Annotated in this window: 15 protein-coding genes; 5 read left to right on the forward strand and 10 right to left on the reverse strand. The window is 62.8% G+C overall.

Annotation, left to right across the window (positions count from 1 at the left end):
* The first annotated feature begins 20 nt into the window (after positions 1-20).
* The 4 genes from pqqC to ACF8FG_RS12210 are packed head-to-tail and all read left to right on the forward strand — an operon-like array spanning position 21 to position 3,969.
* Positions 21-776: a pyrroloquinoline-quinone synthase PqqC gene (gene pqqC, locus ACF8FG_RS12195; protein WP_003255592.1), complete on the forward strand. Its 756-nt coding sequence runs from the start codon at positions 21-23 to the stop codon at positions 774-776.
* Positions 773-1,048 carry a pyrroloquinoline quinone biosynthesis peptide chaperone PqqD gene (pqqD, locus tag ACF8FG_RS12200; protein ID WP_010951728.1) on the forward strand — a complete coding sequence of 92 codons (276 nt, stop codon included), beginning with the start codon at positions 773-775 and terminating at the stop codon, positions 1,046-1,048. Before pqqC ends, pqqD begins: the two co-directional genes overlap by 4 nt.
* Entirely contained in the window at positions 1,020-2,180 is a 1,161-nt protein-coding gene (gene pqqE, locus ACF8FG_RS12205; RefSeq protein WP_019439092.1) for a pyrroloquinoline quinone biosynthesis protein PqqE, read from the forward strand. The genes pqqD and pqqE overlap by 29 nt, the downstream gene beginning before the upstream one ends.
* Positions 2,146-3,969, forward strand: a complete 1,824-nt coding sequence (locus tag ACF8FG_RS12210) for a S9 family peptidase (protein ID WP_070383372.1) — start codon at positions 2,146-2,148, stop codon at positions 3,967-3,969. Before pqqE ends, ACF8FG_RS12210 begins: the two co-directional genes overlap by 35 nt.
* Before the next feature lie 62 nt (positions 3,970-4,031).
* Here ACF8FG_RS12210 and ACF8FG_RS12215 read toward each other — a convergent pair whose 3' ends face one another.
* Together ACF8FG_RS12215 and ACF8FG_RS12220 are read right to left on the reverse strand one after the other, a co-directional pair.
* Complete coding sequence (locus ACF8FG_RS12215; protein WP_003177654.1) at positions 4,032-4,190, reverse strand: YqaE/Pmp3 family membrane protein; 159 nt, start codon at positions 4,188-4,190, stop codon at positions 4,032-4,034.
* 146 nt (positions 4,191-4,336) lie between these two features.
* The gene (locus ACF8FG_RS12220) at positions 4,337-5,617 is read right to left on the reverse strand and encodes an aspartate aminotransferase family protein (RefSeq protein WP_070383371.1); all 1,281 of its coding nucleotides are present in this window, start codon (positions 5,615-5,617) and stop codon (positions 4,337-4,339) included.
* A 211-nt stretch (positions 5,618-5,828) separates the two neighbouring features.
* Between ACF8FG_RS12220 and ACF8FG_RS12225 the strand changes: the two genes are divergently transcribed.
* On the forward strand, positions 5,829-6,752 hold the full coding sequence (locus ACF8FG_RS12225; RefSeq protein WP_392518821.1) for a LysR family transcriptional regulator: 924 nt from the start codon (positions 5,829-5,831) through the stop codon (positions 6,750-6,752).
* Positions 6,753-7,090: 338 nt separating this feature from the next.
* On the opposite strand, the gene ACF8FG_RS12230 is transcribed toward ACF8FG_RS12225, so the two are convergent.
* From ACF8FG_RS12230 to bioF, 8 genes are all read right to left on the reverse strand, one after another.
* Positions 7,091-8,869, reverse strand: coding sequence for an acyl-CoA dehydrogenase C-terminal domain-containing protein (locus ACF8FG_RS12230; RefSeq protein ID WP_014589428.1), 1,779 nt, complete (start codon positions 8,867-8,869; stop codon positions 7,091-7,093).
* A gap of 124 nt (positions 8,870-8,993) precedes the next feature.
* Positions 8,994-10,277: a diguanylate cyclase gene (locus ACF8FG_RS12235; protein ID WP_014589427.1), complete on the reverse strand. Its 1,284-nt coding sequence runs from the start codon at positions 10,275-10,277 to the stop codon at positions 8,994-8,996.
* A 373-nt stretch (positions 10,278-10,650) separates the two neighbouring features.
* Positions 10,651-12,456 carry a phenylacyl-CoA dehydrogenase gene (locus ACF8FG_RS12240; protein WP_010951720.1) on the reverse strand — a complete coding sequence of 602 codons (1,806 nt, stop codon included), beginning with the start codon at positions 12,454-12,456 and terminating at the stop codon, positions 10,651-10,653.
* Positions 12,457-12,744: 288 nt separating this feature from the next.
* Positions 12,745-13,041, reverse strand: a complete 297-nt coding sequence (locus ACF8FG_RS12245; protein WP_014589426.1) for a hypothetical protein — start codon at positions 13,039-13,041, stop codon at positions 12,745-12,747.
* Between the two features lie 212 nt (positions 13,042-13,253).
* Positions 13,254-13,934, reverse strand: a complete 681-nt coding sequence (bioD, locus tag ACF8FG_RS12250; protein ID WP_003255605.1) for a dethiobiotin synthase — start codon at positions 13,932-13,934, stop codon at positions 13,254-13,256.
* A 10-nt stretch (positions 13,935-13,944) separates the two neighbouring features.
* Positions 13,945-14,763: a malonyl-ACP O-methyltransferase BioC gene (gene bioC, locus ACF8FG_RS12255; RefSeq protein WP_014589425.1), complete on the reverse strand. Its 819-nt coding sequence runs from the start codon at positions 14,761-14,763 to the stop codon at positions 13,945-13,947.
* Positions 14,756-15,487, reverse strand: a complete 732-nt coding sequence (locus tag ACF8FG_RS12260) for an alpha/beta fold hydrolase (RefSeq protein ID WP_014589424.1) — start codon at positions 15,485-15,487, stop codon at positions 14,756-14,758. The genes bioC and ACF8FG_RS12260 overlap by 8 nt, the downstream gene beginning before the upstream one ends.
* Positions 15,480-16,652, reverse strand: a complete 1,173-nt coding sequence (bioF, locus tag ACF8FG_RS12265) for an 8-amino-7-oxononanoate synthase (RefSeq protein WP_004577120.1) — start codon at positions 16,650-16,652, stop codon at positions 15,480-15,482. The genes ACF8FG_RS12260 and bioF overlap by 8 nt, the downstream gene beginning before the upstream one ends.
* Between the last annotated feature and the right edge of the window lies 1 nt (position 16,653).

A 16,653-nucleotide genomic window follows, 5' to 3' on the forward strand; every position in this document is an offset into this window, starting at 1 on the left:
GTTCTACAGGAGCCAGCCGAATGAGCGACGCACTGCCAATGTCCCCTGCCGAATTCGAGCAGGCCCTGCGCGCCAAGGGCGCCTACTATCACATCCACCACCCGTACCACGTGGCGATGTATCAAGGCCGCGCCACCCGCGAGCAGATCCAGGGCTGGGTGGCCAACCGCTTCTATTACCAGGTCAACATCCCGATGAAAGATGCCGCGATCCTGGCCAACTGCCCGGACCGCGAAGTGCGCCGCGAGTGGATCCAGCGCCTGCTCGACCACGATGGTGCGCCCGGCGAGGATGGCGGCATCGAAGCCTGGCTGCGCCTGGGCCAGGCTGTCGGGCTGGACCCGGACCAATTGCGCTCGCAAGAACTGGTATTGCCTGGCGTGCGCTTTGCCGTGGACGCCTACGTCAACTTCGCCCGCCGCGCCAGCTGGCAGGAAGCCGCCAGCAGCTCGCTGACCGAGCTGTTCGCCCCGCAAATCCACCAGTCACGCCTGGACAGCTGGCCGCAGCACTACCCGTGGATCGACCCCGCCGGCTATGAGTATTTCCGTACCCGCCTGGGCCAGGCTCGACGCGATGTGGAGCACGGCCTGGCGATTACCCTGCAGCACTACACCACCCGTGCGGGCCAGGAGCGTATGCTGGAGATACTGCAGTTCAAGCTGGATATCCTCTGGAGTATGCTCGATGCCATGAGCATGGCCTACGAACTGAACCGCCCGCCCTATCACTCCGTCACCCAGGAACGGGTGTGGCACAAGGGAATCACCCTATGAGTTTCGACCGTAACCAGGTACCCAACTGGCGCCCCGGCTACCGCTTCCAGTACGAGCCGGCGCAAAAGGGCCATGTGTTGCTGTACCCCGAAGGCATGATCAAGCTCAACGACAGCGCGAGCCTGATCGGTGGCCTGATCGACGGCCAGCGTGACGTGGCAGCGATCATCAGCGAACTCGAACAGCAATTCCCCGGTGTCCCGGAAGTGGCGGACGACATCGAGCAGTTCATGGAGGTGGCCCGTGCCGAACACTGGATCGTCCTCGCCTGAGTTGCCGCCCACGCCCGAGGTCGGCCTGCCGCTGTGGCTGCTGGCCGAACTGACCTACCGCTGCCCGCTGCAGTGCCCTTACTGCTCCAATCCACTGGACTTCGCCGCCCAGGGCCAGGAGCTGAGCACCGAACAGTGGTTCAAGGTCATGGCTGAAGCGCGGGAAATGGGCGCCGCGCAAATCGGCTTTTCCGGCGGTGAACCGTTGGTGCGCCAGGACCTTGCCGAGCTGATCGGCGAAGCCCGCAGGCTGGGGTACTACACCAACCTGATCACCTCGGGCATTGGCCTGACCGAGGCGCGCATCGCCGACTTCAAGAAGGCCGGCCTGGACCATATCCAGATCAGCTTCCAGGCCAGCGACGAGCAGGTGAACAACCTGCTGGCCGGCTCGAAAAAGGCTTTTGCACAGAAGCTGGAAATGGCCCGCGCGGTAAAAGCCCATGGCTACCCGATGGTGCTCAACTTCGTCACCCATCGGCACAACATCGACAAGATCGACCGCATCATCGAGCTGTGCATTGCCTTGGAGGCCGACTTTGTCGAGCTCGCCACGTGCCAGTTCTATGGCTGGGCGCACCTCAACCGCCTTGGGCTGCTGCCAACCCGCGCGCAACTCGAGCGGGCCGAACGTATCACCAACGAATACCGGGACAAGCTCAAGGCCGAGGGCAACCCGTGCAAGCTGATTTTCGTTACCCCTGACTACTACGAAGAGCGCCCCAAGGCCTGCATGAACGGCTGGGGCAACCTGTTCCTCACCATCACCCCGGACGGTACCGCCTTGCCCTGCCACGGCGCCCGCCAGCTGCCCGTGCAGTTTCCGAATGTACGCGACCACGACTTGCACCATATCTGGTATGAGTCGTTCGGTTTCAACCGCTTCCGTGGCTATGAGTGGATGCGCGAACCTTGCCGCTCCTGCGACGAGAAAGAAAAAGACTTCGGCGGCTGTCGCTGCCAGGCCTTCATGCTGACCGGCGATGCCAGCAACGCCGACCCGGTGTGCGCCAAGTCGACCGAGCACGGCATCATCCTCAAGGCCCGCGAGGAGGCAGAAACCGCCCAGCTCGCGATCGAACAGATGACCTTCCGCAATGATCGAAACTCCCGTGTCATCGCCCGCGGCTGAATTCAGCGCGGCCCAGGCGGTTGCCGCCGGCACCGACTTCGCCGAACTCAAGGTCAGTGCCGACGGGCTGTTCTGGAACGAATTCCGCCCGGCCGATGGAGCGTGCCGTATCTGGCACTGGCTGCACTACCAGGCCCGCTGCCTGACCCCGGACGGTTTCAGCGTACGCAGCCGGGTTTATGAGTACGGCGGCGGCAGCTTCTGCCTGGGTGGCGATGGGCTGGTGTTCGTCAACGAAAAGGACCAGCAGGTCTACACCCAGCCGCTGGACGATCTGTTACCACGTGCACTGACCCAGGATGCCAGCTGCCGCTATGGCGATGTGCAGTGGCACGACGGCCACGTGCTGGCCGTCGAAGAGCGCCATGCCGAGCACGTAGAGCACCGCCTGGTCGCTTTGGGTGACAGCAGCCGCGAGGTGCTCGCCGAGGGCGCCGACTTCTACGCCTCGCCTACCGTCAGTGCCGATGGCCAGCGCCTGGCGTGGATCGAATGGGACCGCCCGGCGCAGCCCTGGACCGTCACCCGGTTGATGTGCAGCGTGCGCGATGCCAGCGGCCACTGGGGACCGGCGCAATGTGTAGCCGCTGCCGAGGAATCGCTGCAACAACCACGCTTCGATGCCGAAGGTCGGCTCTACTGCCTGTCCGACCGCAATGGCTTCTGGCAACCCTGGGGTGAGGTCGATGGCCAATGGCAGGCGTTGCCTGCTGCACCGGCGGACCATGCTGCTGCGCCTTGGCAATTGGGCACCTGTACCTGGTGGGCACTTGGCCCGCAAAGCTACCTGGCCAGCTGGTTCGAAGACGGCTTCGGGCAATTGGGGCTGCGTGGTGAAGATGGCCGTATGGAGCGTTTCGCCAGTGCCTACACACGCTTTCGCAGCCTGGCCATGGACAGCGAACACCTGTATGCCATTGCCGCGTCGCCCATCAGCCCACCGGCGGTCATTGCCATTGACCGCAGCAACCATGAAGTACGCGTGCTGGCCGGTGGTGCCGAAATACTGCCAGCAGGGCAAATCAGCCTGCCGCAGTCAATCCATTACGGCAGTGACGGCGAGCAGGCCCATGGTTTCTTCTACCCGCCAGCGCAGTCAAAAAGCGCGGCACCGCTGGTGGTGTTCATCCACGGCGGGCCAACCTCAGCCTGCTATCCCGTGCTCGACCCGCGCATCCAGTACTGGACCCAGCGTGGCTTTGCCGTGGCCGACCTCAACTACCGGGGCAGCACCGGCTATGGTCGGGAATACCGCCAGGCACTGAACCAGCGCTGGGGCGAAAGTGATGTGGCCGATGCCTGCGCGGTGGTCGAATACCTGGCTGCTCAAGGCCTGGTCGACAAGCAAAAGGCGTTCATCCGCGGCGGTAGCGCCGGTGGCTACACCACCTTGTGCGCCTTGGCGTTCCATGACGTGTTCCGCGCCGGCGCCAGCCTGTACGGGGTCAGCGACCCGATAGCCCTGGGCCGGGCCACCCACAAGTTCGAGGGCGATTACCTGGACTGGCTGATCGGCGACCCGCAGCGCGACACTGAACGCTATCGCCAGCGCACGCCGCTGCTGCATGCGCAGCGCATCAAGGTGCCGGTGATTTTCTTCCAGGGTGAGCTGGATGCGGTAGTGGTGCCGGAGCAGACACGCGCCATGTTGGCGGCGCTACAGGCCAACGGGATCGACGCTGAAGGGTATTTTTATGCGCAGGAGCGGCACGGGTTCCGCAAGGCGGAGAACCTGGCGCATGCCTTGGAAGAAGAGTGGAAATTCTATTGCCGGGTATTGGCGCAATAGTTCCAGACGCCCCTGCAGGAGCGACCTTGCGTTGCTCCTGCAGGGACCAATCTCTGCCTGTATCAACGCTTGGCGATGATATACACCGCATGCACGATCCCCGGAATGTACCCCAGCAAGGTCAGCAGAATATTCAGCCAGAACGCCCCGCCAAACCCCACCTGCAGAAACACGCCCAGAGGTGGCAGAAGAATGGCGATGATGATGCGAATAAAGTCCATGCGAGTATCTCCTGAAGGGTTACATCAAAGACTAGCTCCCAGCCGTAGAGGTTCCACAGGCAAAAAAAACGCCCCGGGCCGAATGAAACAGGCCAGGGGCGATGCGCAGGAACGCCAGACGGTTCGTTGAATTCTTGGGCAGGCCGCTACGCCGGCACTTCGCGACGGGCCTGCTGTTGGGCATGCAGGCGGGCGAAAGCGCGCGCCAGGCGCAGCAGCATTTCGTCGATGTTTCCTTTGCTCACAGTCAGCGCCGGTGAAAAGCGCACTACATCCACTTGCGGCGCGTTGAGCAGCAGGCCTTCGTGCAGGGCCGCAGCCACCAGTTCGCGGGCCAGGTTTTCTTTCAGTTGCAGGGCCCATAGCAGCCCGTGACCGCGCACTTCACCCTGACCATAGCGCCCGGTCAGGCGGCTCAGGCCTTCACGCAGGTGGCGACCGTTGTCCTGGACCTGGGCCAGAAAGCCAGGTTCCAGCACGCTGTCCAGCACCGCCAGGCCGGCGGCGCACATCAGCGCGTTGCCGTGATGGCTGCCTTCCAGCTCGCCAGGCTCGGCGCAGCATGCCTTGCCCCTCGCCAACAAGGCGGCCAGCGGCACGCCGCCCCCCAGGCCCTTGCCCAAGGTGATGATGTCGGCGCGCACGCCATAGAGCTCCTCGGCCAGCAGCGCACCACAGCGACCAATACCGGTCTGCACTTCATCGAGGATCAGCAGGATGCCCAGTTCGCGGCAGAGCGTTTCCACGCCCTTGAGGTATTCCTGAGTAGCGGGAATAACGCCCGCCTCACCCTGAATCGGCTCGAGCATGATTGCCACGGTGCGTGAATCCACCTCGGCGTGCAGCGCCGCCAGGTCATTGAACGGCACCTTGCTGAAACCCGGCAGGCCAGGTTCGCAGCGATTGCACGGCAACGGGTCGGACGCGGACAGCGCACCGAGGCTACGGCCATGGCAGGCTTGGCTGGCGGTAATGATGTGATAGGCGCCATTGCGGTGCAGTTGGCCCCACTTACGCGCCAGCTTGATAGCCCCTTCACAGGCCTCGGCACCGCTGTTGAGCAGGTAGGCCTGGTCACTGCCGGTACTCTGACACAGCCGGTTGACCAGCCCCAGCAGGCCACGGTTGTGGAAACCCGAGCCTGGGTTGATCAACGCCTGAGCCTGGTTGCCCAACGCTTTGACCAGCACGCTGGGGCTGTGGCCCAAGCTGTTGACCGCACCGCCCTGAGTGAAGTCCAGGTAGGCATGCCCTTCGTTGTCCCACAACCACGAGCCCTGGCCACGCACGAATACCTGCGCTGCACGTTCGGCGCCGGGCATCAGGCGCTCAGGCGACAGCTCAGTCGCGTGCGGCACGATCACCGGCGCACACTTGGGCTCGGCGACGGCGGCAGGAGCCGAGCGGCGCAGGTTGAACAGGTTCATCAAGGGCTCCAACCAATCACGGTAAAGGGCAGCCACGGTGCGGTCTTGGTGCCGACACTCGATATTTTGCCTTGCCTATCAAAAGTGTTTTTCATCCGGGGTAACAATCGACCGAATCATCGCTGTAACCCTTTGGAATACGGCGATAGACTAGGCCTCAGCAGGGTTTTCGACCATTTCGTTTTTCCAGCATTTTCGATAAGTGTTGCTTATGGATTTCCGCCAACTGCGTTATTTCGTCGCGGTGTACGAAGAAGGTCACGTAAGCCGTGCCGCCGAACGCCTGTCGCTGTCACAGCCGGCGCTTTCCCAGCAGATTCGCCAGTTGGAGCACAGCCTCGACCTGAGCCTGTTCGAGCGCAGCAACAAACGCTTGCTGCCGACCCTGGCCGCCCACACCTTGTACAACCATGCCCTGCCGTTGCTCGACGGCCTGCAGCGTGCCCACGAGGCCATGCGCAACTTCAAGGGCCAGTCGCTGCGCACCTTGGCTATCGGTGTATTGCAGACCGTGCGGCCAAGCCTGATACCGCAGTTGCTTGAACGGCTGCGCAAGGCTCAACCTCACCTGGTCGTGCAGATTTACGAGTTGTCGGGGTTGGAGATCGAACGGCGCCTGCTCAACGGTAACCTGGACATCGGCATCAGCTATTTGCCGCCGCGCCAGCCAGGGCTGCATGGCCTGCTGTTGTACGAAGACGAGTTGCAGTTGGTCATACCCGATACCCACCCGCTGAAGGACTTCAAGAAGGTGTCCATCCGCCAGGCCGCCGAGTTGCCCATGCTGATGCTGGGCGAGGAGTTCCAGATCCGTCAGATCTGGCAGGCGCAGCTGGCCAGCCAGGGCCGACGGCCGCAGGTGCAGGCAGAGATGAACAATATGGCAGGGATTCTCGATAGCCTCGCGCACACAGCGCTGGCGACCATTCTGCCGGGGCGCGCCAAGGAGGCCGCCGAAGATGATCAGGGGCTGCTGTGGAAGCCGTTGAGCGAGCCGCGCGTGCCATTGAAGGTTGGCCTCGTATTTCGCGATGCCCAGCGCCAGCAGGCCTCTGTAGAGTTGCTGCGCACATTGCTTGAGGAAGAGACGGACGCCCGCCTGTTGGGTGCATCACCGCTGGATGTGCTGGCTTAAAACACGCACATAAAGAAAACCCCGCCGAAGCGGGGTTTTCCAGACTGTTTCCCTGTGACATCCGTATCGCCCCGCCATCCTGGCAGGTGGTCCTTCGTCGTCATCCTTGATCTGTCCTTTGCGCTTCCTGCGCAACGTCCATGTGGTAAAGATTAACCGTGGATCCAATCTTAGAACAGTGGTGAAAAGTCACCACGTCGTGTAGGAAAAAGCTTACACAGAGGGTTCATTCACAGATATGCGATGGCTGGGACCGCTTCCACCTATCCAAACTTAGGCGATACCTGTGGGAGCGGCCTTGCGTCGCGACTGGGCTGCGCAGCAGCCCCAACAATCGATCAGAACTGCTCGGCATCCAGCAGGTACAGCGACTCACTTCCCGCCTTCACCGAAGCCACCAGCGAATCCACCCGTGGCAGCAACCGCGCGAAGTAGAACCGCGCCGTACCCAGCTTGCCCGAATAGAACGGCGCATCCCCCTCGCCCGCCTGGGCCGCCCGCGCCATCAGTGCCCACATGTAGCCATAGGCAACATAGCCAAAGGCATGCAGGTACTCGACCGAAGCCGCGCCAATTTCATTCGGGTTGCCCTTGGCCTGCTGCAATACCCACTCGGTCAACCCGTCGAGCTGGTCGAGCGAAGCGCCCAGTGGCTTGGTGAATTCGTCCAATTCGCTGCCCGCACGGTTAATGAACTGGCGAATCTCGTCAGAGAACAGCTTGTAGTATGCCCCGCCGCTGGCCACCACCTTACGCCCCATCAGGTCGAGGGCCTGGATGCCATTGGTACCCTCGTAAATCTGGGTAATGCGCACATCGCGCACCAACTGCTCCTGCCCCCACTCACGAATGTAACCATGCCCGCCGAATACCTGCTGGCCGTGCACTGCGCACTCCAGGCCCAGGTCGGTGAGGAATGCCTTCGCCACCGGCGTCAGCAGTGCCACCAGCTCTTCGCTGCGTTTGCGCACGCTGGCGTCTTCGCTGTACTTGGCACTGTCCAGTTGCATGGCCACGTAGGTGGAGAAAGCGCGGCCACCCTCGATCAGCGCCTTCATGGTCAACAGCATGCGACGCACATCCGGGTGGACGATGATCGGGTCAGCAGCCTTGTCCTTGGCTTGTGGGCCGGTCGGGGCACGGCTTTGCAGGCGATCGCGGGCGTACTCCACGGCATTCTGGTAGGAGCGCTCGGCCGACGCCAGGCCTTGAATGCCGACGCCCAGGCGCTCGTAGTTCATCATGGTGAACATGGCCGCCAGGCCTTTGTTCGGCTCACCGACGATGTAGCCGACAGCTTCGTCGAAGTTCATCACACAGGTAGCCGAAGCCTGGATGCCCATTTTGTGCTCGATCGAGCCGCAAGTGGCCGGGTTCCGCGCGCCGAGGCTACCGTCTTCGTTGACCAGGAATTTCGGCACCAGGAACAGCGAAATACCTTTCGGCCCCGCCGGTGCATCCGGCAACTTGGCCAGCACAAGATGGATGATGTTCTCGGTCAGGTCGTGTTCGCCACCCGTGATGAAGATCTTGGTACCGCTGACCTTGTAGCTGCCGTCAGCCTGGGGCTCGGCCTTGGTGCGGATAATGCCCAGGTCAGTACCGGCATGCGGCTCGGTCAGGCACATGGAGCCGGCCCAAACGCCGGCATACATGTTCGGAAGGTATTTTTCCTTCAAGGCCTCGCTGGCGTGGGCGTTGATCGACAGGCAGGCGCCGGCGGTCAGCATCGGGTACAGGCCGAAGGCCAGGCTGGACGCGTTGACCATTTCCTCCACCTGGGCCGAGATGGCCTTGGGCATACCCATACCGCCGAACAGCGGATCGCCGCCCACGCCCACCCAGCCGCCTTCAGCGTAAGTGTTGTAGGCCTCGATGAACCCGGCTGGGGTGCGTACCGCGCCGTTGTCCCAGTGGCAGCCCTCTTCGTCGGCGGCGCGGCTGAGCGGCGCAATGGTCCTGGCGGTTACCTTGCCGGCTTCTTCCAGCACGGCGATGGCTGTGTCGGCATCGACAACCTCGGCCAGCCCGGGCAACTGCGTCCACTGCTCGGCCACGTTGAAGACTTCATTCAGTACGAAGCGCATGTCGCGCAGGGGCGCTTTATAGTCAGCCATGACAACCTCTCGCTAGTCGGGTCGGGGCGGTCTCGGGGAACCGCGACACTGGGGTTACTGGCAGTGTAACCGAACAACTTTTGCGAGACATAGGGTCATCAATAGACTGCATAGTCTCGCCTGGTCACGCCGTGCGCACTGCCCCACGCAGTGATTGTCGCCCATGCACCATGACACAATTGCGCCCCGCGCCTTTGGCACTGTAGAGCGCCTGGTCGGCGGATTTCAGCACCGCCTCGGGGTTGCGATGATCGGCCTGGCGCTCGGCCACGCCGATACTGATGGTGACCGAGACGGTGCCGCCGGTGCTGCCAGCCCGGCGCTGGCGCCCGGCGGTATCATCCTGCGGGCGGTTGTGCTGATCGCGCAGGTGCATCACGTAATTGGCGATCACTTCACGCACGGCTTCCACATGCGGCACGCATTCCGCGGCAGTCTTGCCGGCGAACACCAGAGCGAACTCTTCCCCGCCATAACGGTAGGCGCGGCCACCGCCGGTGACCTTGGACAAACGGCTGGCGACCAACCGCAGCACTTGGTCACCGACATCGTGGCCGTGGGTGTCGTTGAATTTCTTGAAGTGGTCGACATCGGTCATGGCGATCACATAGTTACGCCCCAGGCGCTGCATGCGCTCGTTCAGGGCACGGCGCCCCGGCAGGCCAGTCAGCTCGTCACGGAAGGCCATCTGATAAGCCTCGTGCGCCACTGCTGCGGCGATCATCAGCATTACCTGGCTGCACATGATGTTCAAGGTAAACGGCAGGATGAAGGTTTGCGGCAGCATCCAGAAAATCCCCAGCAGGCCGATCAACTGCGCGGCGTGCAGCGGCCGGGGTGCACGCAGGTACTGCACCACCAGCAGAATGAACACACCCAGGAACAGCGGGTAGACCATCTGGATCAGGCTCATCCAGTGGCCATGCAAAGCCGGCCAGCGGATCTCCGCCAACCAGGTCAGCAACGCCTCGGGGTAGCTTTGCTGGAGGGCCACCGCCACACTGCCCACGGCAAACAGCACGGCACCGCGAGCGACCAGGTCCTGCAGCAGGTGCGTACGCTCCTGCCAGGCGCCATACAGCCCGAACAGCGCCGGCAGCAACAGGCAGACAAGGTGGAAGATCACCGCGGCGTCCTCACGCACGCGGCCATGGTCACGGTAGAAGTCGGTCTGGGTATCGAGCAGGAAGTAGGCGATGTACACCGTCAGCATCAGGAACAGCTCACGCTGGCGGCGGTAAACCGCACAGTAGGCGCCGCCCAGCAGTAGAACCAAGGTAGGCAGGACATTGAACAGCGATGTGAAAAAGACGCTGAGGTCTCTCACATAGGCTGCGGCGAGCCCTGCCAGCAACAAGAACAGCGACGGCAGGAAGTGGCTTGCGCGAACAGCGTTAAGACGAAACAAGGGTAATCTCCAACCCGGCAGATCAATAATGGCATTGTGCCCTCACTTCATCGGCAGTGCACTGGAACAGTTGAATTTGCGGTTGGATGAACGAACTTCCCATGCACCGTGTCGCATCCTTCGCGGGTAAACCCGTTCCTACGACGGCCTGTGTTCAACCCCTGATGTGTGGCCACCACCGATCAGTGTGGTAGGAGCGGGTTTACCCGCGAATACGGTGGTGGCGGCAACGGTGAACGGCGGGTGAAAATTGGCCAGCAGGGCCGGCCCTTTCGCGGGTAAACCCGCTCCTACGAAGGACCACGCTGAACCTGAAGACGTAAAAAACCCGCCTGCCGGTCAGGGCAGGCGGGTTTTGGGTACAGCGCCAGTATCAGTACGACAGACCGAAGTGCTCTTCGTCCATCGCCATCAGGTTGTTGGCGCCCGACAGCATGGTCGCCACATGGGTACGGGTACGTGGCAGGATGCGCTGGAAGTAGAAGCGGGCTGTCTGCAGCTTGGCGGTGTAGAACGCCTCCTCGCTGGTGCCGGCTGCCAGTTTCTCGGCGGCCAGGCGGGCGATGTCGGCCCAGAAGTAGGCCAGGCAGGCATAGCCGGAGTACATCAGGTAATCGACCGAAGCCGCACCCACTTCTTCACGGTCCTTCATGGCAGCCATGCCCACTTTCATGGTCAGCTCGCCCCACTCCTTGTTGATGGCCGCCAGCGGTTCGACGAACTCCTTGACCGCTTCGTTACCTTCCTGCGCCTGGCAGAACTTGTGCACGATCTTGGTGAAGCCCTTCAGTGCTTCGCCCTGAGTCATCAGCACTTTGCGACCGAGCAGGTCGAGGGCCTGAATACCGGTAGTGCCTTCGTAAAGCATGGAGATACGGCTGTCGCGCACGTTCTGCTCCATGCCCCATTCGGCGATGAAGCCATGGCCACCGTAGATCTGTACGCCGTGGTTGGCGGCTTCGAAACCGACTTCGGTCATGAATGCCTTGGCGATCGGGGTCAGGAACGCCAGCAGGGCGTCAGCCTTCTTGCGCTCTTCTTCGTCCTGGCTGTACTTGACGATGTCCACCTGCTTGGCGGTGAAGTAAACCATCGCGCGGTTGCCTTCGGCGAAGGCCTTCATGGTCAGCAGCATGCGGCGCACGTCGGGATGGACGATAATCGGGTCAGCGGCCTTGTCCGGTGCTTTCGGGCCGGTCAGGGAACGCATCTGCAGGCGCTCACGGGCGTACTTCAAGCCACCCTGGAACGCGACCTCGGCGTGAGCCAGGCCTTGCAGCGCGGTCCCCAGACGAGCAGTGTTCATGAAGGTGAACATGCAGTTCAGGCCTTTGTTGGCTGGGCCGATCAGGTAGCCGGTGGCAGCATCGAAGTTCATGACGCAGGTGGCGTTACCGTGGATGCCCATCTTGTGTTCGATCGAGCCGCAGCTCACGCCGTTGCGCTCGCCCACACCGCCTTCGGCGTTGGGCAGGAACTTCGGCACGATGAACAGTGAAATACCCTTGGTGCCGGCCGGTGCGTCCGGCAGGCGGGCCAGAACGATATGGACGATGTTGTCGGCCATGTCGTGCTCACCGGCCGAAATGAAGATCTTGGTGCCCGACACTTTGTAGCTACCATCGGCCTGTGGCTCGGCCTTGGTGCGCAGCATGCCCAGGTCGGTCCCGCAGTGCGGTTCAGTCAGGCACATGGTGCCGGTCCACTCGCCGGACACCAGCTTGGTCAGGTAGGTGTGCTGCTGCTCGGCAGTGCCATGCGCAGAAATAGTGTTCATCGCGCCATGCGACAGGCCTGGGTACATACCCCACGACCAGTTCGAGCCACCGACCATTTCGCTCAGGGCCAGGCCCAGCGATTCTGGCAGGCCTTGGCCGCCATGTTCGACGTCATGTGCCAGGCTCGGCCAGCCGCCTTCGACGAACTGCTGGTAGGCTTCCTTGAAGCCGGTTGGGGTTTTCACCCCCGATTCGCTCCAGGTGCAGCCTTCCTGGTCACCCACGCGGTTCAGCGGCGACAACACCTGCTCACAGAACTTCGCGCCTTCTTCAAGGATCGCGTCGACCATGTCGGGCGTGGCGTCCTGGCAGCCCGGCAGGCTCTGATAGTGCGCCTCATAGCCAAGCAGCTCGTCGCGAACGAAGCGGATATCACGCAAGGGGGCTTTGTAGTCAGGCATTGCGATGAACCTCTAGGTGAGTTCTGTGGGGTGACCCGCGCTTGGCGGAAGCCGATCAAACAGTTGTTTGAAACTTACGTTTAGCTCAGCTTTCTGTCAAGGATGGACTATGGTGCCATTTACGCCACGAAAAATGGTAAATCAGTCATGCGATGGCACAAACCCTTGTAGGAGCGGGCTTGCCCGCGAAGAGGCCCGACCAGACAAAATTGTTGTCTGATCGGACGCATTCGCGGGCAAGCCCGCTCCTACAAGGGCAGGCGCTGAAATAAGGGATGAAGCAAATGTTCAGGCGTAGGTGTCGATGATCCGGCCAAGCATTTCGTCGGATGCCTTGACGACCTTTGCGCCGAGCTCGACTTCGGTCTTGCCCACCGCCTGTTGCACGACACTGGTGGCCAAGTCCATCTGCTGGCTGCGGTCGACCGCGCGCAGGCGTTCGGCCTGAAAATCGCTGGACTGGCTAGTGGCGGTACGTTCGGCAGTGGTGTTGGCGATCTGGCTGGCGGCCTGATCGACGCGGTTCTGGCCGGTCTGGATTGCGCTCAGGCCCGCGTAGTAGGCGGAGCTACCGGTGATTTCCATGTCAGGACTCCATTGACGCTGGATGACGAACAGCCCCAATTAAAACAGGCTAGGGGCGAAAAGGCCCGTTTAAATCCCTAATAGCTCAATGCCAGTTGATAGGCCTTGGGTATTCCTGCACTGGCCGCTTCGCGGGTAAACCCGCGCCCACAACGGTATGCGTTCCCTCGTAGGAGCGGGTTTACCCGCGAAGAGGCCGGGCCTGCAACACACTAATCCAACAGATCCAGCTGCAGATGCTCAGCCACCATGTCGGCACTGGCCTGCTTGAGCTTGGGCACCCGCCCCAGGCAAGGCGCCGGCAGGCGCTCTGCAAGGCTGGCCAGGTTCTCTTCCAGGCGTGAGGTGCGCGGCTCGATGATGTTTGCCACCCAACCCGCCAACTGCAGCCCATCACGCTCGATCGCTTCGGCGCTGAGCAAGGCATGGCTGATGCAACCCAACCGCACGCCTACCACCAGAATCACCGGCAACCGCAGGGCAACGGCAAGGTCGGACAGGTTTTCCAGGCCCGACAGCGGTACACGCCAGCCACCGGCCCCCTCTATCAAGGTGAAGTCGGCATTTTGTTGCAGCACATTGCGCATCGCCGCGAGCAGTTCAGGTACAGCCAGCGTCACCCCTGCCTCGCGCGCCGCCACATGCGGGGCTATAGCAGGCTCGAAGGCAAACGGATTGACCTGCTCATAGGGCAGCTTGACCGTGCTTTCGTCGATCAGCGCCAGGGCATCGCTATTGCGCAAGCCTTTCGGCGTCATGGTGCAGCCCGAGGCCACCGGCTTGGCACCCAGCGTGCTCATGCCCTGCAAACGCGCCGCATGCAACAGGCCGGCGGCGATGGTGGTCTTACCGACATCGGTATCGGTACCCGCAATGAAAAAGGCCTGGCTCATCGTGCTCCCCTTACACCTGTGGCTTGCGCAACACACCATAGACCACTTGATAGGTGGCTGGCAGCCCCGCGGGCTGGCGAAATGCCTCATAGGCCTGCAACAGGCCCTGCATTCGCGCCCGGCCGGTGAGGCCGGAAGGTCGCCCAGGGTTCAGATTGTGCGCCCCCAACGCCTTCAGTTCGTGGGTCAGGCTGCGCACATCCGGGTAGTGCAGCACATGCGGGCACCGCTCTAGCTCAAGCTGTTCAAAACCGCTGGCTGCGCACAGGCGCTGATAGTCTTCGAAACGGCGGAAGCGGTTTACATGCACCAGGCCATCCACCGCCTGCCAGCTGGCGCGCAGTTCGTCGAGGGTGCCCACGCACAGGCTGCTGAAGGCCAGTACACCGCCTGGGCACAGCACCCGCTGCGCCTCGGCCAGCACACTGGCGAACTGATCGCACCACTGCACCGCCAGGCTGGAAAACACCAGGTCGATGCTGCCATCGCGCAGCGGCAAACGCTCGGCGTCGCCAACCACGTGATACTGCGCCCCACCCTTAACATGACGGGCATGAAGCAACATGCCCTCGGCAATATCCACCGCCACGCCGCTGGCCTGGGCGAAACGCTCAGCCAGCATGCGGCTGAAATGGCCGGTGCCACTGCCCAGGTCCAGCCAGTGTGACGGCTGCAGGCCTGCCGGCAACTGCTCCAGCAGGCTCAGGCCTACAGCGCGCTGAAGGGCCGCCACGCTGTCGTAGCTGGCCGCGGCGCGGGAGAACGAGGCCGCCACCTGGCGCTTGTCGGGTAATGCGCCGGGCAGGGTCGGACGGGAAAGGTCAGTCATCGCCACTCTCATGCAGAAAACTCTTGATGCCCGCCGCCAGCTCCTGCGGGTACTCCAGCAGGAACGCGTGGGAACTGTCTTCGACCAGGCCCACTTCTACATCGGGCAACAGCTCGCTCAACGCCTTTGCCGCCTCTGCCGGCACTAGTGCATCGCTGCCGGCGAACAGGTGCAGTTGCGGGCCATCATAGGCCTGCAAGGCTTCACGGGTGTCCAGCTTGGCCAGCACTTCAAGGCCAGTGGCCAGGTACAACGGGTCGGTATCCGGCACGCCGACACCCAGTTGGCGCAACAGGGTGCGCGGCTGCAGGGCGCCGTCGCTGCACAGGGTACGGAAGCGCTTGAGGGTAACCTGAGTATGGTTGCGGCAACCGTCGAGGAAGGTGCCGAAGGTGTCTTCGGCCATGCCATGGGGCCAATCTGGCCGGGCCAGGAAGCTGGGGTTGCTGGCCAAGGTCAGCAGCCCGCAGCAGTGGTCGCCACGCTTGTGCGCCAGCGCGCTGGCCAACATGCCACCCAGTGACCAGCCACCCAGCCAGACATTGTTGGGCAGCTTGCGGTCCAGATGGTCGATCCAGGCCTGCACATCGCTGTGGGCCAGTTCTGGCAGGGGCATCAGCTCTACCTGCAGGCGGGCGTCCTGGGCTCGCAGGCTAGCGGCCAGCGGCTCCAGCGCAGCAGTTCCCAAGCCCCAGCCGGGCAATAGAACAAGTCGATTACGCATCGGCGTTCTCCAACTGTGGATAACACTCGGCCAATGCATTCAACAATAGCTGCACCTGCGCCTCGCTGTGTGCGGCGCTCAGGGTTACCCGCAGGCGTGCGCTGCCAGCCGGCACGGTGGGTGGACGGATGGCCGTCACCAGCAAGCCGCGCTCACGCAGCAGGCGTGACAGGCGCAACGCCTGCGCACTGTCGCCGATCACGATGGGCTGGATCGGCGTCGGGCTGTCCATCAACTGCAGCCCCAGCTGCTGCGCGCCTTCTCGGAACTGGCGAATCAAGGCTGCCAGGTGCTCACGACGCCAGGTTTCGCGGCGCAGCAGCTCCAGGCTCTTGAGTGTGGCGCAGGCCAGCGCCGGTGGCTGGCTGGTGGTGTAGATATAGGGGCGGGCGAACTGTACCAGCGCCTCGATCAGCGCTTCGCTGCCAGCAACAAAGGCGCCCGCAGTGCCGCAAGCCTTGCCCAGCGTGCCGATCAGCACCGGTACGTCATCCACGCCCAGGCCAAAGTGCTCGACGATGCCGCCGCCCTGTGCGCCCAAGGTACCCAGGCCATGGGCATCGTCAACCATCAGCCAGGCTCCGCGGGCACGGGCGACATCAGCCAGCGCCGGCAGGTCGGCCAGGTCACCGTCCATGCTGAATACGCCATCGGTCACCACCAGGGTATTGCCGACTGCCTTGTCCAGGCGGCTGGCCAGGCTGGCCGGGTCGTTATGCAGGTAGCGGTTGAAGCGGGCACCACTGAGCAGCCCGCCATCCAGCAGCGAGGCATGGTTGAGGCGGTCTTGCAGTACCGTGTCGCCCTGCCCCACCAGCGCGGTGATGGCGCCCAGATTGGCCATATAGCCGGTGGAGAACAACAGGGCGCGCGGGCGGCCGGTGAGTTCAGCCAGTGCCTCTTCAACCTGATGGTGCGGGGTGCTGTGGCCAACCACCAGGTGCGAGGCACCACCTCCCACACCCCAGCGCTCGGCGCCGGCCTGCCAGGCGGCGATCACCTCGGGGTGGTTGGCCAGGCCCAGGTAGTCATTGCTGCAGAAGGCCAGCAACCGCTGGCCGTCGACCACCACTTCCGGCCCTTGCGGGCTTTCCAGCAATGGCCGCTGCCGATACAGGTCTGCGGCGCGCCGTTCGGCCAGGCGCGCTGCCAGGTCGAAAGCCATG

The organism is Pseudomonas sp. YQ_6 (assembly GCF_043103245.1).
In the GTDB taxonomy this organism is placed as follows: Bacteria; Pseudomonadota; Gammaproteobacteria; order Pseudomonadales; family Pseudomonadaceae; genus Aquipseudomonas; species Aquipseudomonas alloputida.